The sequence below is a fragment of the Gynuella sp. genome (assembly GCF_050297175.1).
GTDB lineage: Bacteria > Pseudomonadota > Gammaproteobacteria > Pseudomonadales > Natronospirillaceae > Gynuella.
Genome location: NZ_JBNKSF010000019.1, coordinates 40,311 through 63,793, shown reverse-complemented (window position 1 = coordinate 63,793; position 23,483 = coordinate 40,311). Strand labels below are relative to the sequence as shown.

The 23,483-nt window shown below is 43.5% G+C and carries 23 protein-coding genes and 4 pseudogenes; 3 read left to right on the top strand and 24 right to left on the bottom strand.

Features of this window, described 5'->3' with window-relative positions; all coding sequences use genetic code 11:
- Window positions 1–164: 164 nt before the first annotated feature.
- Window positions 165–317: pseudogene (locus ACQY6I_RS07485) on the top strand (transposase); the annotation flags it as partial.
- Between the two features lie 35 nt (window positions 318–352).
- Here the strand turns inward: ACQY6I_RS07485 and ACQY6I_RS07480 are convergent.
- The 17 genes from ACQY6I_RS07480 to ACQY6I_RS07400 all read right to left on the bottom strand — a co-directional run bounded on the left by ACQY6I_RS07480 (window position 353) and on the right by ACQY6I_RS07400 (window position 13,653).
- The gene (locus ACQY6I_RS07480) at window positions 353–724 is read right to left on the bottom strand and encodes a hypothetical protein (protein WP_428240850.1); all 372 of its coding nucleotides are present in this window, start codon (window positions 722–724) and stop codon (window positions 353–355) included.
- A 146-nt stretch (window positions 725–870) separates the two neighbouring features.
- Window positions 871–1,152, bottom strand: a complete 282-nt coding sequence (locus ACQY6I_RS07475) for a hypothetical protein (protein WP_428240849.1) — start codon at window positions 1,150–1,152, stop codon at window positions 871–873.
- A gap of 231 nt (window positions 1,153–1,383) precedes the next feature.
- Window positions 1,384–2,007: a DUF2931 family protein gene (locus ACQY6I_RS07470; protein WP_428240848.1), complete on the bottom strand. Its 624-nt coding sequence runs from the start codon at window positions 2,005–2,007 to the stop codon at window positions 1,384–1,386.
- A gap of 38 nt (window positions 2,008–2,045) precedes the next feature.
- Window positions 2,046–2,684 (bottom strand): DUF2931 family protein, encoded by a 639-nt coding sequence (locus ACQY6I_RS07465; protein WP_428240847.1) that lies wholly within the window; start codon window positions 2,682–2,684, stop codon window positions 2,046–2,048.
- Window positions 2,671–4,245 carry a T6SS phospholipase effector Tle1-like catalytic domain-containing protein gene (locus ACQY6I_RS07460; protein ID WP_428240846.1) on the bottom strand — a complete coding sequence of 525 codons (1,575 nt, stop codon included), beginning with the start codon at window positions 4,243–4,245 and terminating at the stop codon, window positions 2,671–2,673. The genes ACQY6I_RS07465 and ACQY6I_RS07460 overlap by 14 nt, the downstream gene beginning before the upstream one ends.
- 51 nt (window positions 4,246–4,296) lie before the next feature.
- A complete protein-coding gene (locus tag ACQY6I_RS07455) occupies window positions 4,297–5,154 on the bottom strand; it encodes a hypothetical protein (protein ID WP_428240845.1) in 858 nt (285 codons plus the stop codon).
- A 729-nt stretch (window positions 5,155–5,883) separates the two neighbouring features.
- The gene (locus ACQY6I_RS07450) at window positions 5,884–6,291 is read right to left on the bottom strand and encodes a hypothetical protein (protein WP_428240844.1); all 408 of its coding nucleotides are present in this window, start codon (window positions 6,289–6,291) and stop codon (window positions 5,884–5,886) included.
- A gap of 34 nt (window positions 6,292–6,325) precedes the next feature.
- Window positions 6,326–6,610, bottom strand: coding sequence for a hypothetical protein (locus ACQY6I_RS07445; RefSeq protein ID WP_428240843.1), 285 nt, complete (start codon window positions 6,608–6,610; stop codon window positions 6,326–6,328).
- A gap of 84 nt (window positions 6,611–6,694) precedes the next feature.
- On the bottom strand, window positions 6,695–7,252 hold the full coding sequence (locus tag ACQY6I_RS07440; RefSeq protein ID WP_428240842.1) for a hypothetical protein: 558 nt from the start codon (window positions 7,250–7,252) through the stop codon (window positions 6,695–6,697).
- A gap of 65 nt (window positions 7,253–7,317) precedes the next feature.
- Window positions 7,318–7,779 carry a hypothetical protein gene (locus ACQY6I_RS07435; RefSeq protein ID WP_428240841.1) on the bottom strand — a complete coding sequence of 154 codons (462 nt, stop codon included), beginning with the start codon at window positions 7,777–7,779 and terminating at the stop codon, window positions 7,318–7,320.
- Window positions 7,780–7,925: 146 nt separating this feature from the next.
- Window positions 7,926–8,255, bottom strand: a complete 330-nt coding sequence (locus tag ACQY6I_RS07430; RefSeq protein ID WP_428240840.1) for a hypothetical protein — start codon at window positions 8,253–8,255, stop codon at window positions 7,926–7,928.
- A 66-nt stretch (window positions 8,256–8,321) separates the two neighbouring features.
- Window positions 8,322–8,639 (bottom strand): hypothetical protein, encoded by a 318-nt coding sequence (locus ACQY6I_RS07425; protein ID WP_428240839.1) that lies wholly within the window; start codon window positions 8,637–8,639, stop codon window positions 8,322–8,324.
- A gap of 253 nt (window positions 8,640–8,892) precedes the next feature.
- Window positions 8,893–9,189, bottom strand: a complete 297-nt coding sequence (locus ACQY6I_RS07420) for a cyclic-phosphate processing receiver domain-containing protein (RefSeq protein WP_428240838.1) — start codon at window positions 9,187–9,189, stop codon at window positions 8,893–8,895.
- A gap of 1,036 nt (window positions 9,190–10,225) precedes the next feature.
- Window positions 10,226–11,155, bottom strand: a complete 930-nt coding sequence (locus tag ACQY6I_RS07415; protein WP_428240837.1) for an alpha/beta fold hydrolase — start codon at window positions 11,153–11,155, stop codon at window positions 10,226–10,228.
- Window positions 11,156–11,182: 27 nt separating this feature from the next.
- Window positions 11,183–11,806, bottom strand: a complete 624-nt coding sequence (locus ACQY6I_RS07410) for a class I SAM-dependent methyltransferase (RefSeq protein WP_428240836.1) — start codon at window positions 11,804–11,806, stop codon at window positions 11,183–11,185.
- 642 nt (window positions 11,807–12,448) lie between these two features.
- Complete coding sequence (locus ACQY6I_RS07405; protein WP_428240835.1) at window positions 12,449–13,027, bottom strand: GNAT family N-acetyltransferase; 579 nt, start codon at window positions 13,025–13,027, stop codon at window positions 12,449–12,451.
- Window positions 13,028–13,242: 215 nt separating this feature from the next.
- On the bottom strand, window positions 13,243–13,653 hold the full coding sequence (locus tag ACQY6I_RS07400; RefSeq protein WP_428240834.1) for a hypothetical protein: 411 nt from the start codon (window positions 13,651–13,653) through the stop codon (window positions 13,243–13,245).
- A gap of 227 nt (window positions 13,654–13,880) precedes the next feature.
- On the opposite strand from ACQY6I_RS07400, the gene ACQY6I_RS07395 reads away from it, so the two are divergent.
- Complete coding sequence (locus ACQY6I_RS07395; protein WP_428240833.1) at window positions 13,881–14,732, top strand: AraC family transcriptional regulator; 852 nt, start codon at window positions 13,881–13,883, stop codon at window positions 14,730–14,732.
- A gap of 600 nt (window positions 14,733–15,332) precedes the next feature.
- Here the strand turns inward: ACQY6I_RS07395 and ACQY6I_RS07390 are convergent.
- The 3 genes from ACQY6I_RS07390 to ACQY6I_RS07380 form a co-directional block, all read right to left on the bottom strand.
- Window positions 15,333–16,487: an alpha/beta fold hydrolase gene (locus ACQY6I_RS07390; protein ID WP_428240832.1), complete on the bottom strand. Its 1,155-nt coding sequence runs from the start codon at window positions 16,485–16,487 to the stop codon at window positions 15,333–15,335.
- Between the two features lie 278 nt (window positions 16,488–16,765).
- Entirely contained in the window at window positions 16,766–17,368 is a 603-nt protein-coding gene (locus tag ACQY6I_RS07385; RefSeq protein ID WP_428240831.1) for a LysE family translocator, read from the bottom strand.
- 20 nt (window positions 17,369–17,388) lie between these two features.
- Window positions 17,389–17,697 carry a hypothetical protein gene (locus ACQY6I_RS07380; protein WP_428240830.1) on the bottom strand — a complete coding sequence of 103 codons (309 nt, stop codon included), beginning with the start codon at window positions 17,695–17,697 and terminating at the stop codon, window positions 17,389–17,391.
- A gap of 135 nt (window positions 17,698–17,832) precedes the next feature.
- On the opposite strand from ACQY6I_RS07380, the pseudogene ACQY6I_RS07375 reads away from it, so the two are divergent.
- Window positions 17,833–18,108 (top strand): annotated as a pseudogene (locus ACQY6I_RS07375) (transposase); the annotation flags it as partial.
- A gap of 261 nt (window positions 18,109–18,369) precedes the next feature.
- On the opposite strand, the gene ACQY6I_RS07370 reads toward ACQY6I_RS07375, so the two are convergent.
- The 4 genes and pseudogenes from ACQY6I_RS07370 to ACQY6I_RS07355 all read right to left on the bottom strand — a co-directional run.
- On the bottom strand, window positions 18,370–20,484 hold the full coding sequence (locus ACQY6I_RS07370) for a methyl-accepting chemotaxis protein (protein ID WP_428240829.1): 2,115 nt from the start codon (window positions 20,482–20,484) through the stop codon (window positions 18,370–18,372).
- A gap of 59 nt (window positions 20,485–20,543) precedes the next feature.
- Window positions 20,544–22,115: an ABC transporter substrate-binding protein gene (locus ACQY6I_RS07365; RefSeq protein WP_428240828.1), complete on the bottom strand. Its 1,572-nt coding sequence runs from the start codon at window positions 22,113–22,115 to the stop codon at window positions 20,544–20,546.
- 886 nt (window positions 22,116–23,001) lie between these two features.
- Window positions 23,002–23,104: pseudogene (locus ACQY6I_RS07360) on the bottom strand (IS5/IS1182 family transposase); the annotation flags it as partial.
- A 216-nt stretch (window positions 23,105–23,320) separates the two neighbouring features.
- Window positions 23,321–23,449 (bottom strand): annotated as a pseudogene (locus ACQY6I_RS07355) (IS5/IS1182 family transposase); the annotation flags it as partial.
- Window positions 23,450–23,483: the final 34 nt, after the last annotated feature.

The window sequence follows — 23,483 nt, the reverse complement described above, 5'->3', positions numbered from 1 at the left end:
CAGGATGGTCATCCTAATAAGAATGCCTGAATGATCTCGAACTTCAATACTACTGGTTTGAAAATACAAAACAAGTCGCTGGAGGCTAGGGTGCCTAAACCAAGAAAGAACTCATATCACTCGAAGCCACCCATTACTGCCACGGTGTTTCGCGCTGAGCAAGGGAAGACTCCCTTTATGAAATTGAATCCATGCGCCGGTTTGCAGGCATTACCATTGATACTGTTCCGGATGAGACCACTATTCTAAAGTTTCGTTACTTATTGAAGGAACATCGATTAGGTCAAAAAATCTTTGATCGCATCAGTGCCGCTCTCTCCAAACAACAAGTTTGTGGATGTCCTTATTTTTTTCATCCATCTTGAGAGGCGTTGATTAACCTTTGTTTATTTTCAATGATCTGAATTTCCACTGGCTTTAATGCTTTTACATGCCGCATGATCAAATTAGTTTCTTGCTTAATCATATCTTCATACTCATCATCAGAGATTCCAGGATCGTCTGCCAAATAATCCCATTTAATCATCGTCTTGTATGCGTTAAGTCTTACTCCAGCTGGAATTTTCCAATCTGCCATCCAGTCTATTTTAAGAGCAAGTAACGTTGCTGTTTCACGATTAAACTCCAGCGATATTCCTTGGTTATTAATGGTTTTTACCTTATTCCAAAACTCTTGGATTACGTGTTCAGAAAACTCATCATGTTGCAGTTCGATAAAATTCATATGTACCTCCTTACCTTGCTGCTGGCCAGTTTGGATAAGCTAGCCCCAACAGCTCCACAAATCGTCATACCACTAACAACCCCCTGTAAATGGACACTAAAAAATTAAACTGTGAGTTTACTTACAATAATTGCATACTTATTGTCTCAATCATTTTTGTTCTCTAAGTTTTGTCGATATTGTCTATTTGATTTTCTGATTCTTATGATGATGTGTATAAAAAACGCAACAAAACATACCAAACTACATAATGCGACAAACCAAAATCGATAATTCAATAGTTCTATAGCTTCTCCGTTTTTTGGAAATGCTGTCTGCCAAGCGTTAAAAATAGCTAAATTCCCAAAGTAGGCAAAACCCAAACAATAAATAAGAAGCACTGAAATAAACAACAATGTCGACACCCAAGCTTTATCATTTTTTTCCATAATATTACTCCAACCTATATACTCAGATACTTAATATGAATATTGTCTATAGATCGACTTGAGGCCCTGTTCGACACCGGTTGACAATGCCCCAAGCAAATGATCAGCAACGATTATAAGATGGAATAAAGCCCCCCAGAGGTTTTCCAATCTCTAACAAATCATTAACACATTGCTCATCAACATTATGCATGTTGGTTGAATGTTTCAGTGTTATCATTTGAGTGATCATTAATATAGCGCAGTTTCTGGTGGTAGTAGATCCAGCGCTTCCGCCGGAATAGTGCCGTCTTTTATTTCACCTTTGGTCCGCTCGCGGTATTGACTCGGATCCCCCTCTGCCACGATGGCCGGGATGCGGGGAATTAGTTCAAAATAATGCTCTTCCAGATGGTCTTTCGGGCAACTGGGGCGAATACACATTGCAGTCCACCAGATTTGTATCTCTCCCTGACCTGCAAACCCCGTGCTTAATGTGTGGCTATACTTTGTGGTTGGATACTGTTTAAACCATTGTTTGATTTGTTCTTGCTTGGTTTTAGAGATTCCAACGGTGATTTCATAAAATGTTTGGTTGCGGTAAGAAAACCATCGTGCCCAGGCACTGTGAGGTAAAGGTATTTCATTAAAACTGGCAATGGTTCCAAATGGAGGTCTTTCATCTTCCTCAGTTTGGCCAGACAAATTACCTACAGGGACACCCCAGGATTCATTAAACACCAGTTTCTCCACCCAAATGGGCCAACCATGACCCCCAATGCCGCCTTCCGCAAAACCATAGTCATAAGTATCAGACGCTTCGCAGGCGCTGATAACGATTAACAGCAGACTGATCCAAATGGCGTGTTTAAGCATCTGTTCGTTTTTCCTTGGGTTTAGAGTCGGCTACGGGTTTATTTCAAAGCGCTGCTATCAGTTTCTGGTGGTAATAGATCCAGCACCTCAGCCGGAATAGTGCCGTCTTTTATTTCGCCTTTGGTCCGCTCACGGTACTGGCTCGGATCTCCCTCTGCCACGGTGGCCGGGATGCGAGGAGTGAGTTCAAAGTAGTGTCGTTCCAGATGATCTTCTGGACAGTCTGATTGTACACAGCTTGCGTTCCACCAGATTTGTATCTCTCCCTGACCCGCGAAGCCGGTAATCAATTTATGATTGTATTTAGATGTTGGATACAGTTGAAACCATTGTTTGATTTGTTCCTGCTTGGTTTTAGAGAGTTCAACGGTGATTTCATAAAATGTTTGGTTGCGATAAGAAAACCATCGTGCCGAGACAGTGTACGGTAGCGGAATGAGTCCGAGGTTGGCAAAAGAGCCAAGTGGGGGGCTATCATCTTCTTCCGTTTGGCCAGACAAATTACCTACAGGGACACCCCAGGATTCATTAAACACCAGTTTCTCCACCCAAATGGGCCAACCATGACCCCCAATGCCGCCTTCCGCAAAACCATAGTCATAAGTATCAGACGCTTCGCAGGCACTGATAACGATTAACAGCAGGCTGATCCAAATGGCGGGTTTAAGCATTTTCATGTTGCTTCCTTGGTTGTATGGCTAGTTTAGGGCGGTTGGGAAATACCTGCCGGCGGTTAAAGAGAATCCCGGGAGTATTAACCAGGCTGAGGCCGCGTTCAGATGTATGAATATAATCCGCGAGATCGATTTTAGCTTGTTTGAGGTCGGCGCCATTGTTTTGCCAGTTCCGGTAACACCAGGCCAGGTCGTCAGGGATGATGTAGTGTTGGTTGCTGGGGTCAATGGGTTTGAGAGGTACTCCGCCAGCAATGGCGGCTTCGTACATCTGTCGCAATGGATAGATAGACAACTCTTTATGAATCGGCGTCAGTTCATAAATATTCGTGCCTTCCATCATCACTGTGTTACCACGCCGTTCAATCTCTCGCTGCAACTGTCGTACTCTGAAACCATCCCAGCCGGCATCGTACACATGTTTAACCTGGTAGAAATCACGCCAGTCGTCAAAACTGGTGGCCGCTCCGGGCAACGGGTTTTCATAGCCGCCACCCACATCGGCATGAACGCCGGGGACAATGGTTTCTGTAAAGTTGGCGGGCAAATGCTTGCGAGCATCTGTGATACGGGTTGAGGGGAAATTATGGCGAACTTCATGGGCAGCGACCAGATGTACGACCTGTTCGGCACTGTGCTCATGGAGGTTCAGGTTAAACTCTCCCTGTTTGTCGTTACCAGGCCAGTAAAAGCTGCCGACGGTATCCCAGAGCCCGACAAATGCCACACGACCAGTTAGATGCTGAGGAAAGGCATCAACAGCGGCCAATACCCCATAAGGTCGATATTCCGCCTTCCACTGGTTGACCATATTGACGAAATGCCGCGATACCGCCGCGCCCCGGCTGAAACCAAACACATCGAAGATGATTTCGTCATACTTGCTGTTTTTAATATGTTCCCGCATATCACGCAGCGCTTTTATTATTCGAGCCTGTCCACCCTCTTTACCAACCCCAAAACCAAGACCAATGATATCTTCATTGGCTTTATATCCGTTATGGATGGTATAGCCATCGACGGTGCCGACACCAGAAACGTAAATACGCCGTGTGGTCACGATCTCATAGGGTTTGTGTACGGTAACTTCTGGATATAAGTCATGCATCTTCGCCACATTGGAAATATCCCGGTCTGGCAGCTGTTCGTCGTTGTAGCGATTTTGATTCGTACCGTCGAAAAATAGCCCCAGCCTTAGAATACGTTTGGGTTTTGACAGATTTTTTGAGGGTAGATAGTGCCAGTTGGAAGTGATCGCCGGTACGGGGAGGGTTTTGAATAGCAGGAGGTTATTCTGCTCTGTTCGGGTAAACACTTTGTCCTGTTGACGTTGTAAACAGGCAAGCTGATACAGATTCTGACCCAGCTGTTGCAGCGGGTTGAAATAGGGAGAGTAGTTACCAGGCTGGTTTTTTGGGCGTTGTCTGCTGGTTCGGTATATCAGTGCAATCAGAGCGGCTTCTCTGGCCCAGGCGGCGGGCTCGTTGTATTTCAGCTGTTCAGCGATGCTGCACAGTGGTTGTAACCAGTCTTCATTGGCCAGCAGATAAATCAGATCAACCATGCACTGCCCAACGACAGGGATAAGAGTGCCGAGTATGCCACAGCTCTGATCCTACTGCCGGGACAGCTGCTGAGAATTAGTCTTTTGTCTGCGGCTGAACTGTCTGGTAAAAACATCCGGGCGTTGATATTGCTGTTCCCAGATGGTTTTAGCGAGCGTGAACAATGGTTCTATTGGATAGCCGTCATCCTGAAATAATGAAGGATCCATCTGTTCCGGATCTCCAGGATAGAGAAACTCGGTATTAATTAAATGTAGCCGCTGGACTCCCCGGGGCCAGCTCTTGAGCGGTTCTGCGTTTTGGCGCTGCTCTCTCAACTGCTCGCAAGTTTGCGAAAGAGCATCATGTGCCTGTTGCCATTGCTCATCAGTGACCGCAGTGCCAACCTGGTAGCAAATCTGCTCAGGAGCGTATAACGCCAGTTTGCCAGTACTGCCGGTCAGCCGATTCTGAAAGGACTGTGTGGGTGTGGTAATCAGGTAGTCTGTCAGGACACTGGTTTGGTTATCGGGATAGCAGTATCGCAACTGAGCAAAATAATCGGGGTTGTCGAAATTATCCACACCGGGGGTGCCGGATGGCAGTGTATCCACAATGTCTGCGGTCCAGACTGGCTCGGGTTTGTCCAGGTTTATCCTTGGCCGGGCGGGTTTTGTGGCACCATGAACCTCACGAGGTCCACATTCATACACAATGCCTTGTTTCAAACGATCCTGACGCTTCAGTAAAGACAACCGTCCGCTGCTTTCTAATATAAAAAAATGCAGCCTGGTTTGTTCCGGAGTAAATGCATTTGCGTCTTCAGGATATTGATAGGTAGCTTGCCAGCACAATGGATTGAGTGAATAACCCTGACGGTTAATAAAGTCTTTAATGGGTTGGGGAAGGGCAGTGATGTCCTGGAACATGGAGTAACGTTCCTTATTTTGTTAGCTGATCCCAATGGCTTCGCCGAGTGTACTGCCGGCTCACTCTGACTGGTTTTCAATGTTTAAAGTCTTATCTCAATAAACCATCCAGGCCGTCAAATTTTAATGTTATTTTTATAAACGAAGTCACATTTCAGTATCATTTTTGCGTTTTCCTGAGTGGCAACAATGTCACTATGATTCTTCATTATCTCGCTATCGACAAAGCACGGCAGTAACATCGTGCAGTGGAGGTTATGCTCCGGACCGTGAGTCCGAAAAAATTCTTCAGTTGGGTGAATGCTGCTGGTGGGGAACGAGTGGATTGACTCTAAGCGCTTATCCGTACCTTGTTCGGCCCCCTAAGGCAACTCTGAAAAACTGAGTTGGGACATCATGCATTCCTCTATGGATCGATCATGGCTGGATTATCGCAGATTTTTGTGTTTTTCAGAGTTGCCTTAGAATTGGCATGACCGGGAAACTGCTGAACTCTAAATCACAATTGCCATCGGACTTAGCCAATTCCTGATTACTTGGCCCCAAACGACTGACGTTGAATGCCTCCTGATTTTACCTGTGCACCGTCGCGGATTTGTCGGTGCCACAGAATGCTCACTTACAAAGTGAGGAAAACAATTCTAACGCTGCCAGCACAAGCGAGGCTCAGCGATTCCAGGCCGCGTGTTTTCGCGGCCGATTGTGGCTGGCCTTGTTAGGCTATTGATTTTAGATTGATAGAAATAGATTCGCATAGCCTTCATTCTCATTTAGAAAAGCCTGCAACCCAACTAAGTACTGCTTTAACTGCTCGTCTGGCTCGCCACCAAATTCTTCAATGGTTGACCACTGACTGACTACTTCAGTTATTTCATTATCACTAAGCACTCGAATTTTATCTTGAAGTTTTTTGGGAAATGATAGAATGAAGGCCTCACCTTCAGGGGGGTGTATGGGCTGAAACCCCTTCATTAAATCTTTGTAGTCTGCTACATCAAGCATTTCACCAAGCTTCGAAAGCGGAATCATATCTATGTTGTTAGCTCTGAACCATTTACCCAACAAATAAGGGTCTTCGCTGTTCACAACTTCTTCAGGATCATTCCCTTCGAGAAATATCACATCTGAAATTGGCACTAATCTCTCCTTTTTAATTACGTCTAACGCTTCGCTAATGGGCGCTGTTGTTGGCGTCTTTTTCAGCGCCTTGTTCTATTTTGTATTCGTATAGTTTGCAGATATCCCTAAACATATCAACAATAACAATTAGTGATATTCCTATCAGACCACCGATATTATCCCAAGTAATTTGGAGTAGATCTGGAATATCTCGGAAGTACCGACTTATGATTAATCCAGTAATAAAGCATGCAATAAACAATACAAACCTAAAGAAAGCCTTCTTGGCAATCTTTCCCGAGCCAGGCTGCTTTATGCCTTCAATTAATTCGTACATTACGAGTTTTCCTTTTCGTCATTCCGTGAACATTTGAAATAGAATGCCGCCATAATTTGCCGCCTGGTACGTAACCTAAGGCGGTCAAATTGATGGCTTTGTTAAGGCATTTCTCTCGAAATACCGCTCATATACATTTGTGTAGTTGTTTCCAAGTTGAACACAACTGATGTCTTCGTAGTAGATCTCGGATACCTCATCATCCCAATTAGCCGCACCGCTAAAACCAAGAATTGATACACTGTCGGCTCCAATGTCACGAATTTCTCCGAGATAGAATAATGGATATTCTGGATTTTCGTCTTCGATAGTGATAAAGCGATGTGATGAGCCTAATGTGGAGAATACCGAATTCCAGTTGCTCAAATCACATTTGGTATGAAAATCTACTTTTGAATAAAGACCCTCTTCTTTTAATATTTGTGTTTGCAGAAAATCAGTTTTGTCCGATTTTATTTCAGATATATCTGATTGCCTTAATACCATTAAACCGTCAAGAATAAAGTCATAGACGTATTTAATCAGAATTAACTCTTTCGAGTAGTCGAGCAGAAATGCCTGAATTCTACGGTTGTCGATTTCATCTCGACGAATCGAAATCAAGTTTCTACCTTCTTTCAGATTTGACAAATGCTTAGCCATTACTGAGCCCTAACGACTACAGTTGGGGCGAGGAACGAGTCCCAAGCCTGTGATTGTTAGTTTTACTACCAAAACTTCCACCAAGGTTTCTTTTGTTTAGTCTCTTGAACTGGAACCTCAACTTCTGTTTCAAAAGCGCCACCAAAAGCAGTCGCCATCTCTCCAAGGGTCTGGGTCAGGATCTCATCTGGACCGTTACCAGCCAGGTTTCCAATTGGAGTTCCTTCAATAGCTAGCTCCCACGAAATATTTTTCCTCGCTGAAAAATCGGTGAGCACATCTATTAGGTGTTTGATATCGCTCATTACTTTGGGCGACTCATCCGCTGGGTCAAGCTCTTCACCATCTTCATCAAATAATCTAAAAAGCTTAGAAGCTCCGGTTAAGCTTCCGCTAGATTCAATTAGTATGGCAGGCTCGATATACCATTCATAGTCACCTGAAATCCGAGCAATCTCAGCGTTTACTTCTTCCAAGGAATCAAAAGAAATATCGCCTATAACTGAGTATTCAATGCTTGCGCTCATAAATTTCCTTTCGAAACTAACGACCTTGTCATTTGTGTTTTGGTTGTAGTGGAGTTTTGGCGTAAAGTGGCGAAGCCAGGCCAAAACGGAGTGTAGACCAAAACGTCAAATGGACAAATTTGTTATGTTTTTCTACCAACACAACTCTAAATAACTCCCCAGCGAATTAAGAATAGTATAACCACAACAAAGAACAGTGGGATTGCTAACCAAGAGATTATGCCGGCTAAACGGTTGATGTTCTCTAACTTTTTATCGTTTAAATGGTGAAATTCCTTTTTATTTAGATATGCAACAAAACGTGTATTTACGTCCGGATCGCCAGAGAACAATTTTGGTTTTCCCAGCTTTATCCACTCATAAGGGTGCATTCTCTCTATCCTTTTTGCTATTAGTACTCTCAGAGCTATCAGAAGCGCGCCAAGACTGAACAGAGAAATAAAAGCTATCGGTAATAGGTTCTCAAATTCATGCATATATTATTTCACAGTAAAACTTTCCGTTGGCATGTATTGTTAGGGCTGTACTGGAAATTAAATTTTCTAGTCAGCAGAGATAAAGCTATATGAAGCATACAAACCTTTTTCAAATTTAACTTCACACTGATATCGAAAGATAAACGATTTATGATTTAAGATCGCTATCCGGTCATCGCTTTCTTGAAATGAAAATACGAAAAAGCTATTTTCTTTTGCGTCATTCCATACCTCAATCGGCGTAGCATCAGCAGCAATATTTTTACAGTACGCCTCTAGAGGTTCACGGTAGTACCAATCTAAACCTACCATCAAAGTTACAAATGCGCCTATTACAAATATAAATACGAAAAATACCTTTAAGATCACTCGTATGAATTTCATTCAACTGGAGCCCTAACGAGGTTGTAGAAAAACTCTGAGATTTTCACATCCTCTAAAATTGAACAAAATACGACCTTCCAAATACACTTCTACGTGAATTCTGCATAGCTTTCAGCCTTAACTTTCTTCGAAATTTTACGTACAGCACGGTCAGAAAAATACGCTGAGGTCTTCCTGCAGCCTGAACGCCGCAATAAAAGGCAAGCGTTAGCGAGTCCACTTCACGTTTTTGTGGCCGATTTTCATTGCCTTGTTATGTGTTTTTACTATTTGCATAAATATTAGTGATTCCCAATTCCATTTTTTGACGAGCAGGCGAGTTGGCCGAGTGTACTTTTATTCTAGGTGGAACAAAATTATGAACTAAAACTTGTTCTTCTATCCAAAGCACAACATCGTAGCCTGTTCCGTGTTCGTCATCGCCAAGATCATGATCAAGGCTTATTTCTTCCACTTGCCCCGATTTTAAGAGTTCGATTGCTTCTTCGGGCCAATAGACTCTTTTCCACCCTTCGGGTGTTTCTCTTTCATCATCCAGATAAATTTTCATTACTCCAATCCTGGTTTACACATAACGCCTAAAACTGCGGACACGACAGTGGTCCGCAGTTTTGTACTGTTGAATTGGCATGGTAATCCCCCCATTTTAAACCGCAGTTATTCGTAGAAAGTTATGCGCCCTACAATAGTTTGTTGGAGGTATTTCCGCCTATTGCCGTATTTTGCCTTTCATTGTTGTACCGCCATTGCCACTTTGTTGCAACTTTTATTAACCCGAGATTTGCTCTCTAGACAAAGCAGGCGATAAGGTCAGATTCCCAAACAGATGAGACGCTACGTAATTTGTTACATCGAGGTTTTTTCGACGTAAGTTTGAATTTGTTCTCCGGCGATATGAGTATTTAGTTCAAGTATTGATATAGCTGACTCTATGAGATCAATAACGGCATCTTGCCTCAAACTATCACTTAATGAAGATGCCTTTGAATAAGTCTGCCACGTGAATAGCAATGAAATAAAAAAATAGATCCAGTACTCATAAGTAATAACTTATTCTTCAGAGATATATTTTCACAATATAACTTCTTAATTAGCGAGATTTTCCGCTAATTATCTTGGTATTCGTTAAGCACAATTTAACACGACTGCTATTTATATTTGTATCTTTAAACCTATTTGCTCACTTTTCTTCTAAAAATTGATAAGACCCCACTCTAAGAAAGTAACAAAATTATCTCCACATAAAAACGCCCTAAGAACACAGCAGGAAATGAATTTTCTAAAAAGGAGAAGGCGTACGGAATAAATTGATTTGTTGAAATCTGGAAACTCCTTTTTCCAACTAAAATATACTGCATATATTTAAAGTGTATTTATCAACCAGCCACAAAGGTATGGGCCTTATTGAATGCGTTGAATGTCGACAGATAGTTTCTAAATTAGGTAACGATTCTTTTTGCTGATATTTAACTTTACTCTGACCACAATTATTCAATTTCACAAGATTACAATCGCTTCATCTTCATCTTGAAATTATAACTTTTCCGAAGCACACAATATATATTGTGAAAAATCCGTGACACTCATTATTGACTCAATATTATTTTCTCAAAAAAAGTCAGTAACACTTCAGCAGTTTTATCCGGCTGTTCTTCGCTGATCCAATGGCCTGAGTTTTCTATCGCAGCCGTTTCTATATTGCTTACCCCTTGCGCCCGAAAAGACTTTTCCATCAAAGGTAGCAATGCCTGCGTGGAATACTGAGCGCCAACAATCAGCAATGGCAAATCGAGTGTTGAGCTCTGCGCTTGAAAGAAATCGGCGTCCCGTGAAAAAGCACGATATAACTCAAAACCTGCTGTCAGTTTCTCCTTCGTGCCATAAGCTTCAGCATAAACGGCTACATCTGCGTCGCTAATGGCCTTTGGATTAGCCGCTACTTTATTAATGAAGTAACGGATGTAAACCGCTTCCTGACCCGCGACTAATGTTTCGGCCAATCCTTCCTGACGATGGAAGTCAAAGTGCCAAGCATGAGAGCTGGTGGCAACAGTTTGCCAAGGAGCGAGTCCAGGAATAGGTACATCAAGTATGGCAACAGCAGTAAGATCATCAGCGAACTGACGAGCATAAGCATAAGCCACCATACCGCCAATATCGTGACCAACCAGCAGTGGTTTATCCAGCTTCAGCGCTTTGGCAAACCTATGGACATCTTGCGCAAGCGCTGCTTTACTCCAGTCGTTTCTTACCGCAGTAGTACCTCCAATACCACTGAGGTCGGGAGCAAACACACGATACTTTTCAGCCAACGCAGGTATGACATCACGCCATTCATCCGCACTTTGTGGCCAGCCATGCAGCAGTATAACTGGTATCCCTCTATCACCAGCCGATAAGTAACGTACACTTTGCTTGCCCACTGCAATGGTCTCGTCTTTTATGGTCGTTTGGGCAACGGATACAGACATGATTGTAGATAACGCAATCACGCTCAAATACTTTAAAAATGACATCTGATAACCTCCGTGAGCGCTCATTTTTTAAGTTCGTTCTAATGCGATAACGGAATCGGTGACGGTTGCAGTTTCACCGTTCGGCCCAATTGCCTGGCGCTCAATAGGGCCGACAAAAAGCTGCTTCCAACGAGTGTCATCTAATGACAGTGATTTCAGCTCTTCCTCAGCAGTAGGGTACTTAAATTCAGGGTCGGCCCAAGACCATGGGGCGTGTGAGCCATGAGCAACAATTAACAGCAAACCACCACTGGCTGTTGATGCTGCTGCGCGTTGTAGTGTTGCCACTCGGTGAAACGTATATTCAGCCGGAGAATGCAAGTACATTGCAGAAATCAGGTCGAACTCTCCCTCGGGAAAACTGGTATTCAGATCATGGCACTCAAAATTAGTCTGACCAGACAGGCCGACTTCGCGCGTTTTATCCCGCGCTACCTGCAATGCGGTTTCTGAAATATCAACACCAGTGACTTGCCAGCCTTGCTTTGCTAACCAGATGGCATCGTCACCACGCGAACATCCGATGTCCAGCGCGCGCGCAGGAACACGCCCTTCTGTAAAATGTTCCAGCAATTTTGAAGGCTTGCCGCTGGAAGGTTTTACCAGCTTCGAATAATGTGCTTCCCAAAATGCTTTTGAAGTATTTGTCATATTTAATCGCTCTCTACAATGAGTCTATCTGTGGTTTAGTCGCAATACTCTTTTCTTGTAACTTTTAAAGTAACATTAAAACCAAAGAGCTTCAACTCATGATACATTTAATGTTACATAAAAGATCATGGAGTTAAATCAAGTAACCTATAATACGTTCATGGCGGGCAAAAGATGGGTTGGCGATTGCTACCTCGTTGGATGGTATGTTCGGCATAGCCTAGAATAGAAACCCACGGACGACGTGGCCTGGAGACTCTTTTCTCGCATACCTTAAGATAGAAAAGAATAATATGAAGAGGGATTGGCTAGGGAGTCGATTCAATTTTACTCTACCCCCAATGAATGTAGCCAATTTGGCCTCAAGGGATATTACCATTGCCATTTTTGAATAATCGGGATCATCAAAATCCAGATCTGAACTGTTGGAATAGGTAATGATGTATTGTGAACATCGCTCATCAGAGAAACAGATGTAAGTACAATGCCAGTTGTAGAAATTAGCTTTTCTTTAGACTTTTTTATTCGGAAATTTCTTCTCATTCATCGCACGAATCTCTCTGAGAAACTTAACCCCTCAAACACCTGCGCATTTTGCTGTACCCGCGTGCTTTGACTTGTTGACGCTTAGCTGAGAATGCCTCATGGTAAGCAACGTCCCCTTTTTGGGAACTCACCGGAAAACGATAGCGCCTGAAAATACTCTGCAGGCACACCGGGAAAGACCAGCCCACCTATAACCTTGAACCCCAAGCGACCATAATAAGCAGGGCCTCCGAGTACCACGCAGCCAGATGCATCTATTTCCTCAAGCGCGGCTAGAGCGCTCTGCATTAACTGAGATCCAATACCGAGCCCTTGAAATTGAGGAAGAATAGATATTGGCCCAAGCCCAAACCAGCCAGTTGCACCAGTTGAGAGAGTGACTGGAGAAATTGCAACATGACCAATAATTTCTCCTTCAGCTTTAACCACTTTAGAAATAGTCAGCGCTTCCGCACGGCGGAGGGTAATCCCTCCCAAAACCACCCTGGTGGCGTCATGAAATGACCCGCCATCGTTGCGGGAATTGAGCAGGCTGAGTTTGTTTTTATCGGGGGCTTCGTTGACGATCACATAATAGTTCGGAGCCCATGGTCGTTTGGGATAACCCCCCAAATTACAGGCATATAGGATTAGATAGTGGGCAAACCTGCGTCTAAAATCGATGTGCTCTGACATCCCAAAAGCTGAGGGCCTTTATGATAAGAAAATCAGAACCGCCCTAAGTCATATCGTTAAAATAGCTGCCGCCAATCCTGCAAATAAAAGCTAGTCGTGGAAATCTAGCAGCGTGAAATGCCATTCATCCATTCATCCATTCATCGATACTGTCCAAATTTACCCGAAACCAATTGGGCGGCGATTGATGAGACCATCCTTGTCTTCAGTCGGGCTTAGCGTGCCCTTGCATCTACCTGTTCGTTTGATAAGAACTGCTGTGCCAGAGTCAGTGCATCGTCCTTGGTGGCCACCATGAGCATAGGATAGCCCCAGAACTTCTCGTACACTGAGGCGAATGCTTTAGTCGCCATTCGTTTGGCAATATTTGGCTCAATGTAGATCGCTGCTTTAACGAAGGCTTTCAATTCGCTCTTGTGGCGTTTCATCCAGAGCGAGGTTTGCTTCTTTTCTTCCGGCGAATGTTCGTGATCGCCTTTCTCAAGTCCCTCGTCGTTGAGCAGAACGAAGGTTTCCTTACGTGCGAGCAATGCCTCGAATTCGGCAAAAGGCGAGGCTTCGGGATCAGTGCCCGGCGCGTTGAATCGCATCCAGACCAGGGGGAACTGCGAGGCATTAATCTGCATACCAATACTCCTACAGAACATAACAAGAAATTGCTGGCAGCCATGCCTCATTGGAAAAATGGAGTCTCTCCAAGTCATGAGGAGCCCAGATCCCATCAAACAGAACGGCCAGTATGGGTAATCCTAAGATACCTGGGGGGCGGCTGGACGTCATTGCATAATTTAGCCATAATATTTTTCAATTCGGCCAAGATACCTCTTCTTCGATCTGAGGTTCAGAACTTACTATGTCCAGCACTGCAATCACCGACCTGATCACCACCCGAGACGTTGATAATGTTCCCCGGCCTGCTGTCGCTTTGAGTGCCACATCGGTAACGCAGGACTGGGAACATGCGAGTCATCAACATCATAAAGCGCAACTGCTTTACTCTGTTCGCGGCATTCTCAGCTGCGAAATCGAAGACGGCGTCTGGATCGTGCCGCCGCAGTGCGCTGTATGGATACCGGGAAACTTGCCTCACTCGGCCCGGGGATCGGGTGAAACGGAGTGTTATTGCTTATTCGTCGAGCCCGATGCCGCACCGGATCTTCCAAAAACCTGCTGCACGATTTCGGTATCGCCACTGCTACGCGAGTTGCTCCTGAAGGTGGTCGGTTTTCCTGAATTGTATGCGCCAGGGAGTCGGGAAGACCGACTGATCGCCACCTTGCTGGATGAGTTGGCGGTGGCTCCGGTAGAAGACCTCCATTTGCCGATGCCGCGAGATCCACGATTGCGTCGGCTTGCGGAGATGCTACTGGCTGACCCCACCGATAAAACGTTGAAGGGCGATTGGGCTACCCGCATTGGCATGAGCGAGCGAAGCATGAGTCGGCTTCTACAGCACGAAATCGGCATGAACTTCGGGCGTTGGCGCCGGCAACTGCATGTGATCCTTGCACTTCAACGTCTGACTAAAGGCGAAAGCGTGCAGACGGTAGCGCTGGAATTAGGTTACGAAAATGCCAGTGGCTTCGTCACGATGTTCCGTAAGGCTGTAGGCAAGCCTCCAGCGCGATATATCTCAGAACGAACGACTGGCGGAGAGACTACGGCTGTGCCAAGCATCAAGCTTTCTGATCGTGGTCTAACCTGATTGGTTCCTCGGCAGATCGTTCTGGACACCCCGCCGAGTCAGGACATCCATGGGAACCTCGTTGGAGCAACCGGGAAGCCATATCTATAAGCAGCTAACACTTTGCTCACAGGAAAATTGAAAGCGAGTGTTATCAGTTAGGCACTCTACATCCTTAAACCCAAGGTTATTAAGGCCTCCGGCCATTAGGTTTGGATTATTACAACGTTAATTCAGTCGACGAAGTATTTTAGGTGTGTTGTTGGGGGAGGGGAGGAGCATCTCTATCATCACGAGTGAGTCCAAATAATCACTGAATTTAAAGGGCAAGTCTGTGGCATGAATTCGCGAAGGTTGCCAATACATGGAAGTGGCGTTTTTGGCTGATGCGGTATTGTGGAATTGGCCGGTTTTTCTGAGTGTTTTTATCCGTTTTTTTAGCGGATGGATGGTCGGAATGTTCCAGAGACTAAGCTACGCTCGCTCGGATAGGATTCAGGTCGATCAGCGACAAGCGTCTTCTAATGAGCGGCTGTCGGCACCGCTCAGAAGGGCTGAGAGCTTTTATGCATGGGGTTATCATAGCCCTGCCTCAAGCTCCCTGCGTTGTGTGGAATGAATTTACCACCCGACTCCTGGTGCATCTTCCGGCGCAGCGTCTCCGGCCTTGACTGCGATCGGTCTCACATCCTGAATAAGGTGGAAGAGAAATCTTCCCGGTTGTTCTATATGCATCATGTGGGCTGAGTGCTCAAACCAGACGATGTGTTTGGTAGGGGCATGTAACGCTTTAAGCCATTCGGTGGACACGGCAGATGGCGTTGCGTAATCATGGCGACCGGCAAAGAGAAATATCGGTACGTCGAGATTCCGGGTATCCCGGTAGTCGATACCTTCTAACTGAGGAAGGAGCTTAAGAACAACGTTTACCGTTTCACTATCGGCATTCAAATCAGCCTCGGAATACGCGGGCGATAACGTGCGCAGGTCAAATTCGTAGTCTATATTAGAGTGTCCCCAGGCCATACCGCCGTAGAATGAGACCCACTTTCTCTGAATGAGAACTTCCTGAACGGAAAGAGTCCCGTCTTCCTCAGGATAGGGAGCAATTGACTCAAGCTCTGCGATAGCGGTCTCGTTGTGGTTCCGGCGTGCCTCGGCCAGGGCAAATTGGTAACCGAGAATCTCATTCTGCTGCGTAGAGATCACCTGGCCCATTCCGATATAGGCGTGTAACCAGTTGGGATGCCTGATTGCAGTCTCCAGGCCGATCAAAGTGCCCCACGAATGACCGAGTACAAAGATCTTTTCTTTTTCATATTCGCGCCGCAGATAGGAGACAACTTCCTCTCCATCCTCGACCATACGCTCAAAGGTAATTGTCGGAATAACCGCTGCCTGATCGTTGGACGCCACCGACTTTCCGCTTCCGCGTTGATCCCATTGGACAACGGTAAAGTAATCTTCTAAAGGCGATTGATAAAACCAGCTCACCGGCATTTCGGTCGTTCCTGGCCCGCCATGAATGAAAAGAAGGACTGGATTTCGGCGGTCACGTCCGCGAACGGAGATCCACTGTTTAACGCCGCCTATCTCGATCTCTTTCAATTCATTGACACCTCGCGGCGTTTGAATTTCCTGTGCCTGACGGATAATTTCTTGCACTTCATTTCGGGAAAACCCTGGCGCTTCTCCGTCCGCTTCATTGGCATGGGCGACACCAAAGAATGGCATTAACAGCACCAATACACCAATAACTCCATTAAAATTTATCATTACAGTTTTTTTGCTCCCAGATTGTTGCTCTTGGAATAAAGTTTAAAAATATGAATCCGACATAGTATGAGAAGATCACTCGATGGAGAATTGTAGGTTTTAGCTCTAAGCGATACAAGCAAGTGTCACGGCCAAAACAGTCGACTGGTTCTACTTCTGAAACTTAACGGGATACCTACTTTAAGTATCATTAACGTCCGCAATGAGGTTGTTTTTTTTGCACTTCCGATGACTCGTTAAATGGAGCAAAGTGCCATTCAAGCTACTACGTGTGTTTGTTAATTGTATAAGCCGATAGCGGTATTGCATGTGACGATGATTAAAAACACTCCTCCAATTGAGTTTATTACCCCACTTAACACATTCAATCGTACTGCCTTTTTAGCAATCTTGATGAACAAGCCAATAGTTATAATCCATGCAGCCATCAACGCTACATGCAAAGACGACAAAACAACATAATTAATGAACTCTGTACCCGCAAAGTTAGGAACGACCGTCAGATACAGTATTATTGCTTTCGCATTGAGTAGATTTAGGAGTAAGGCCTCTCTAAAACCAGCCAGTGTGCCACTTTGAACCGTTACCTTCCTAAAAGAAGATATTCCGGATAAGATCAACTTAACGCCTAACCAGCCTAAGAATAAAATGCCAATAATTTGAAGCACACTCATCGTAAGTGGGCTTTTAACTATGAATGCAGATATGCCTAAACCAACGAGTAGGCCATGGATGATAATACCCAGCCCTGTACCCCAAATTACATTGAATGCACTTCGCAACCCGGCGATTGAGATATTCGAGATGGCAAGAGTGAAACTTGCACCGGGTGACAACGCGATTGGAATAATTGCAACTAAAAACCCTTTTATGTCTATCAAATTCTAATACACCTAAGAGATTACAATGAATGCCGCCAGCACCAGCTGGCTGGTGCGATGATGTCTTTGGATGGAATATATTCGTGCATTGTGACTTTAGATCCTTCAATAACTCTTATAAAACGTGTCTGGTCAGGCGATTCAGCCATGGCTTCAATTAGGTCTCCGTACTGAACCGATTCCGCCATCAACGGGTGTTTTCTAAGCAAATACTTATTTCCATCTAAGTCCTCAACTTCACACCCAGTGCAGAGACCTTCTTCCGGAAAGTTTATACTTACGTTTCTAATTGATGAGCTCACGGTAACTTCTTTTTGGGCTGTCGGCATGACTCAATCATCCCACTCAAAGACGATATACCATTCATCGTGAATTTGGCCACCTGTTAAGAGGTGATATTATCATCATAATGAAAACAGGTGGATGTATGAGTCAGAAATCTTGTCGTCGTTTTCAGTGACGAATATAAGTTAGAATTAGCCCAGCTTGTTGTGAATCAAGGATATTCAGTTTTGGAAGCCGCAGACGCCATGAATGTCGGCAAATCAACCATGGATCACTGGGGTCACCAACTTCGACAAGAGTTAAGCGGTGGCGCTATCTCTGCGAATTCAATGACAGAAGATCAAAAACGGATTAAAGCACTCGAGCGACAAGTCAAACGGATAAGTGAAGAGAATGAAATTCTAAAAAAGGCGACCGCTCTCTTGATGCCCGACTCGATGAAAGGTGTGTGCTGATTCAGCGACTGAAAAAGAGCTACAGCACCCGTTGTTTGTGCACTGTCTTTGACGTACATCACAGTCGTTTTAAATATTGGCTACAGCCCCTAAAAACGCCGAATAGATCAACACGGTTATTGCATTCAGTCGCCCCTAACTGGTTGCATGGGCAATTTACCCCCCGCGCTCCAACTCAAGTGTGGTGATGTCACTTATATCTGGGGTGGTAGTCGATGGTCATACTGAACAGAGGCTCGCGTAGCAAGCCCCGCCAGACACTTACAAACCGTGGTTAGAATGAGTAGAGTCGGGACTGAGGATAAATTTCTCCACAATGCCTTTAAGTCCAGACGACATCTCTGTTAGTTTCTGAGAAGTACCGGCGCCCTCTTTAGCTTCTGATGTTGTTTCAACATTTTTAGCCGCTATACGATTTAAATTGTTACTCGTATCATCAATGGTTCTGGCCTGCTCTTCGGAAGCAATAGCAATATTACCCATCAAGTCGCATACCACTTCAATAGAATCAACTATTTCTTTAAGGCTCTCAGACGAGCTTTCAGAAACTTCTGCTCCTACTTGTGTTTTTTCAACCACCACTTCAATTAGCTTGGCTGTTTCACTTGCCGCTTTGGTACTTTGTGCTGCCAACGCACGAACTTCATCGGCAACCACAGCAAAACCTCTGCCTGTTTCGCCTGCTCTGGCAGCCTCAATCGCCGCATTTAAGGCTAACAGATTCGTTTGATTTGCAATGTTTTCTATCGCAGAAAGAATAGAAGAAATATTACTGCTAGCTTCTCTGATATCATTCATAGCTGACACGGTCCTGCTAACAAGGTCACTCCCAAGCAACGCTGACTGCTTCGCTTTTTGGCCCATTTCATCAGCCTCCTTAGCCGTATTGGCCGTAATCTTGACTTGCTCGTTTACCTCAACTATTGCTACTGAAATTGACTGTACTGATTGTTCAGAACTTGCCGTATTAGACAATATTGTTTCGCTGGAAAGCATTACCTTATTGCTTTGCTCAACGATGCTATTGGTATAACCTGAAATATCAGTAACGACACTTTTTAGATCGGCATTTGTTTTTATCAATGCATTGGTGATGACATCCTGTTGGCCGTTAGACGTTAAATTGCCTGTCAAATCACCTTCAGATATTTTTTCTAAACTACTAACAAAAACTGTTTCCAGCTCTTCTGCAAAGTTATCTAACGACGATGCCATATCTCCAAGTTCATCTGAGCGTTTTATATTTGTTCTCTTACGAACATTACCGCTTGCCAATTGATTCACAATTTCGGTCATTTTAAGAATAGGATTGGTAATAGAGCGACTTAATACAATACCTATTACAATGATGATGGCGGCTGTAATCAACATTGAAAATATGATTGCCCATTTTATTTCACTTATCGAAGCGAAAGCTTCCCCGCGTGACTTCTCTGCTACAATCGCCCATGTCGCTCCCTCAAATTCTAGTGGTGCATAAGCAGACAGTACTTCATGTCCTAAATAATTGTTGATCAGTTTTGAACCTGTTTCACCGGACAGTGCGGCGTTAATTGCGATACTTTCTGTTTTATTACTTTCTGGATTGGCAAATGCATTAGCAACAGAATAACGTGTGCTATCCAAATAAGAGTCTGAGCGCATTAAGTTGTCTTTACCAACGAGATAGGTTTCACCTGTTTCTCCGAGCCCAGAACGCTGAGACATAATGTTATTAATTACGTCTCCGGAAAGCTCTAAAATTACGACAGAGACCACATCGCCACGCAAATTAAACACTGGCGCGCCAATAAAGGATCTCGGACTATTATCCCGATAGCTATAGGGTGTAAAATCTTGAAACGCCACACGTTTTGTTTCTAACACCTTTCTCCATAAAACTGAGACAGGGTTTTTTTCATCAAAGTTCTTTTTAATATTTAAACCAAGTTCCGCACCTTTTTTTACACTATAAATAATGTGCCCCTTATCGGCAGATAATAGTAAAAGGTCACGATAGCCCAGAACATCCACATATTTTAATAGATTTTCACTTCTTTCTTCCCAAATTCCTTTATAGTCTATATTGTCCACGCCAAACGTATCATTTTCAGAAACAATTTCTTCTAGCTCTTGATACACTTGCAACGCATGGAACAACTCATATATATCCCTGCTATTTGACAGGATAGAAATATCTTTCTCTGCATTCTTAAGATAGCTTTCTATTTGATTCGCTTTCTCATCTCGTGAACTTATTAGTTGCTCCAGTGCATTGCTTTCCAATGCTGAACTCGATTTCATTACTGAAATAGTAGCAATAATTGCAACTGGTAATATTCCTATTAAAGAGAAAACAAGTAACAATTGACTTCTAAGTTTTAACTTTATTTTCATATTACTATCTCGATAAAAATAAATTTATAAATATTTAAGCAAGTGGCTATGTATTTTCGTTATTGTTTTATCGACCAGTGATTATCACTCACCTCAATTTCCCATAATGGAAGAGAAGCCATTGGTAATGGGGTGTAAGAAACCTTCTTATTGACTGCAACAACCTTGTTAGGAGCCGGTACAACAAGCATATAAGCATTTTCGTATACATGATTAATAATTTTAGTGAGAACTTCACTGAATTGTGGTGTGTTGGCGGTTTCTTTAAACATTTCATCAATATACTTACCCATTACAGGATCCGCTGGCATCGTACTCCAAACACTGTTTGGCTGATAAACAAAGATTGCCGCCCATGGATGATTGAAGTACCAATCATCATCACCCCAAACAATCAAATCCCAGGACTTTGTGTTCTTACCCGTATTGGTAGACAGAACTTGTGAAAAAATAGTCGTCTCATCAACAATTTCAAAATCAAGTTTTACCCCAACTTTGCGCAAGTCGCGGTCTAATGAGCGCCAAAGAAACATGAACTTCTCTTGTGTTAGTACCTTAAGTTTTAGTCCACCTAAGATGCTCTTCAGTTCTTCCCGTATTTCTTTTGGTGACTCAACTTCTGAATAGGCCTTCAAGTTTTTTACAGCGTCTTTAACACCAGGAAAATTCGGCGAAGCTAACGTAGGCTTTATTTGAGCATAACCAGAAAATGCATAAGTTAATAACTGTTGCTGATCTATTGCCCTGTTTAGAGCAAGACGAACGTTTTTATCTTTTAGTTTTTCGTTGCCATTAACCATATTTATATGAATGGCTATATTATCTGTTGATGGCCCTGTCACTAATTTGGCGTAAGGAGAAGAACTGACTAATTTAACGTCAGAAAATGCGATTGGCATAATATCCAGAAAGCCTTCAGATTCAATGACATCAGATAATGCAACCTTGGAGTCCAGCTTTGTGTAAATAGTGAATTTTTCTACTTTCACTAGATCTTTATCATAGTAGTTGGGGTTAGCAATTAGTACTGCTTTGTCTGTTTTTCTGTCTCCTTCTATATAACCTTCACTTAGAATATAAGGTCCTAATCCATAAGGACCGGCTTCAGCCAGATTCGGGCAGGTGGCTTTACCGTTCCAGCCAAATTTCTTGAGATATTTTGTTGTATAAAATTGAATCCAGATTACATCATTCAGGAATGTTCCGTATTTTTCTTTTAAATAGAACCTTACTGTATAATCGTCAATTTTTTCCGTATGGTCATATACAGTGTTAATTTTGCTAAACAAAAAAGGTTTCTTTTTAAAGTACTCCATATTTTCAATGACTGAATCAGCATTAAATGGCGTTCCATCTTGAAACTGAACACCTTGACGTAACTTAAATTCATAGACGGTATCGCTAATTTGAAAATGGGATGTGGCCATATAGTATTCCCAGCCACGTTCATTATTCGCGGGTCTTAAAAGTGATCCATTTACAGCATGGGATGTATAAAGATAAGGAAGACTTGAGATATATATTTTAACGTGTGAGCCTTTTACTGGTGCTGCATTAGCCGTCGGTAAAAAAGATAAACTTAAAAACATAAAAAGTAATAAAAATGTGTTGCGTAAAAGTGAACTACACATATATTTCTCCGAAATTCAGCAACGTAGAGTGAATTATTTTGATTAGCTTTCTCATTCACCCTGTACTATTAATAAATATTGAATCAGACTAAAAATTCTGATTTGTTAATCTATTATGATGCTTAAGAAGATATGTAGTCCTGTTCACTATCTAGCATCATCATACTTCTAAAGTCATCACTGACTTGGCGTACCTATAAGGTGATAACTAGAGTCAATACTTCAGGCGTAGCATGTTTTTCATCTATTTTATTCATGTTAAAAAAGCATAGCAGTTGTTTTGGGGAGTGCAAAAATAACAGTTTCTTTTCTCAATTTGTCAGTGTTGGCGTATGTAATGGAAAAGAGCCTTATGCTTGGTTGCTTTAGAGCTACTACCTTTCGCTGCCCTTAAGCATGGTCAGTCATTCATACTGCTCAGAACAAACTTTAACTTGGCGCATAATTGCCCTGTTATTTGACCAATATGATTTAAATCGTGGTCAGAAATCTGACTCCAGGAACACCAACCTTATATCGGTAACGATTTCAGATTCATTACATTGACAAAAATACACAACAGATACCGCCTGTTCGTATTCCTGGCCAAACCGCGATAACGAACTTTGCTATAACCTAACATCCGTTTGATTTTAAAGGGCCTGTGTTCTGCTATCGCTCTTATCTGTGTTGTGATGGTTTTCATCCTAAGTTCCAGATTGTTCTCTTCCAAGCTATGCGCACTGTCCAAGCCAAGATACAATGTCATTCCGGAATACGATTCATTGCTTTTTCGATCTGATGCATCTCTGGGGCAGGATGTTGTTCTGGCTTTGAGTCGAGGCTAGGGCAGCAACGAACGCGGCATCCTAGAGAGTGCTTTCTTTGAAGGTCAGTTCTTGTTTATCAAGGGCTGCATTGATGCGATCAAAGATCTTTTGACCCGGTGGATGTTCTTCCAGTAAATGGCGAACGTTGAGAATAGTGGTTTCAACTGGAACGGTATCTAGTTAGTGTCTCAAATAAAACGCATATTTAAATGGGCCGCCGAATTCACTTCGCAACTCTACGTTAAGTTCAGCCAACGGCGTCCCACTCCTTGAGAATCCCTCAATATGCCCATCGCTTCGTTCCAGCTCTTGATAAGGGAGTGGCCATTGCCTGCGAGCGGCGCCTCGCTGTGAACATCTTGAGGTGCTTTTTTAATATAGGTTTTATTCAAGACACTACACTAGGGTGATGTCGGCGAGCCGGTGTATGGCGGCAATTTCATAGGCAGAATCTTCCATACCGGGATCGCTGAGGCTATAAAATAGTCGCCTGCAGTGGATCCGTAGCATGGCCGATAACGGATAGGGGGTACGACCTCTGAGGAATTTGAAGGAGTAT

Coding starts and splice junctions, on each gene's coding strand:
- ACQY6I_RS07480 (WP_428240850.1), bottom strand. CDS start 724: ATGAATTTTATCGAACTGCAACATGATGAGTTTTCTGAACACGTAATC.
- ACQY6I_RS07475 (WP_428240849.1), bottom strand. CDS start 1,152: ATGGAAAAAAATGATAAAGCTTGGGTGTCGACATTGTTGTTTATTTCA.
- ACQY6I_RS07470 (WP_428240848.1), bottom strand. CDS start 2,007: ATGCTTAAACACGCCATTTGGATCAGTCTGCTGTTAATCGTTATCAGC.
- ACQY6I_RS07465 (WP_428240847.1), bottom strand. CDS start 2,684: ATGAAAATGCTTAAACCCGCCATTTGGATCAGCCTGCTGTTAATCGTT.
- ACQY6I_RS07460 (WP_428240846.1), bottom strand. CDS start 4,245: ATGGTTGATCTGATTTATCTGCTGGCCAATGAAGACTGGTTACAACCA.
- ACQY6I_RS07455 (WP_428240845.1), bottom strand. CDS start 5,154: ATGTTCCAGGACATCACTGCCCTTCCCCAACCCATTAAAGACTTTATT.
- ACQY6I_RS07445 (WP_428240843.1), bottom strand. CDS start 6,610: ATGTACGAATTAATTGAAGGCATAAAGCAGCCTGGCTCGGGAAAGATT.
- ACQY6I_RS07440 (WP_428240842.1), bottom strand. CDS start 7,252: ATGGCTAAGCATTTGTCAAATCTGAAAGAAGGTAGAAACTTGATTTCG.
- ACQY6I_RS07435 (WP_428240841.1), bottom strand. CDS start 7,779: ATGAGCGCAAGCATTGAATACTCAGTTATAGGCGATATTTCTTTTGAT.
- ACQY6I_RS07430 (WP_428240840.1), bottom strand. CDS start 8,255: ATGCATGAATTTGAGAACCTATTACCGATAGCTTTTATTTCTCTGTTC.
- ACQY6I_RS07425 (WP_428240839.1), bottom strand. CDS start 8,639: ATGAAATTCATACGAGTGATCTTAAAGGTATTTTTCGTATTTATATTT.
- ACQY6I_RS07420 (WP_428240838.1), bottom strand. CDS start 9,189: ATGAAAATTTATCTGGATGATGAAAGAGAAACACCCGAAGGGTGGAAA.
- ACQY6I_RS07415 (WP_428240837.1), bottom strand. CDS start 11,155: ATGTCATTTTTAAAGTATTTGAGCGTGATTGCGTTATCTACAATCATG.
- ACQY6I_RS07410 (WP_428240836.1), bottom strand. CDS start 11,806: ATGACAAATACTTCAAAAGCATTTTGGGAAGCACATTATTCGAAGCTG.
- ACQY6I_RS07405 (WP_428240835.1), bottom strand. CDS start 13,027: ATGTCAGAGCACATCGATTTTAGACGCAGGTTTGCCCACTATCTAATC.
- ACQY6I_RS07400 (WP_428240834.1), bottom strand. CDS start 13,653: ATGCAGATTAATGCCTCGCAGTTCCCCCTGGTCTGGATGCGATTCAAC.
- ACQY6I_RS07395 (WP_428240833.1), top strand. CDS start 13,881: ATGTCCAGCACTGCAATCACCGACCTGATCACCACCCGAGACGTTGAT.
- ACQY6I_RS07390 (WP_428240832.1), bottom strand. CDS start 16,487: ATGATAAATTTTAATGGAGTTATTGGTGTATTGGTGCTGTTAATGCCA.
- ACQY6I_RS07380 (WP_428240830.1), bottom strand. CDS start 17,697: ATGCCGACAGCCCAAAAAGAAGTTACCGTGAGCTCATCAATTAGAAAC.
- ACQY6I_RS07370 (WP_428240829.1), bottom strand. CDS start 20,484: ATGAAAATAAAGTTAAAACTTAGAAGTCAATTGTTACTTGTTTTCTCT.
- ACQY6I_RS07365 (WP_428240828.1), bottom strand. CDS start 22,115: ATGTGTAGTTCACTTTTACGCAACACATTTTTATTACTTTTTATGTTT.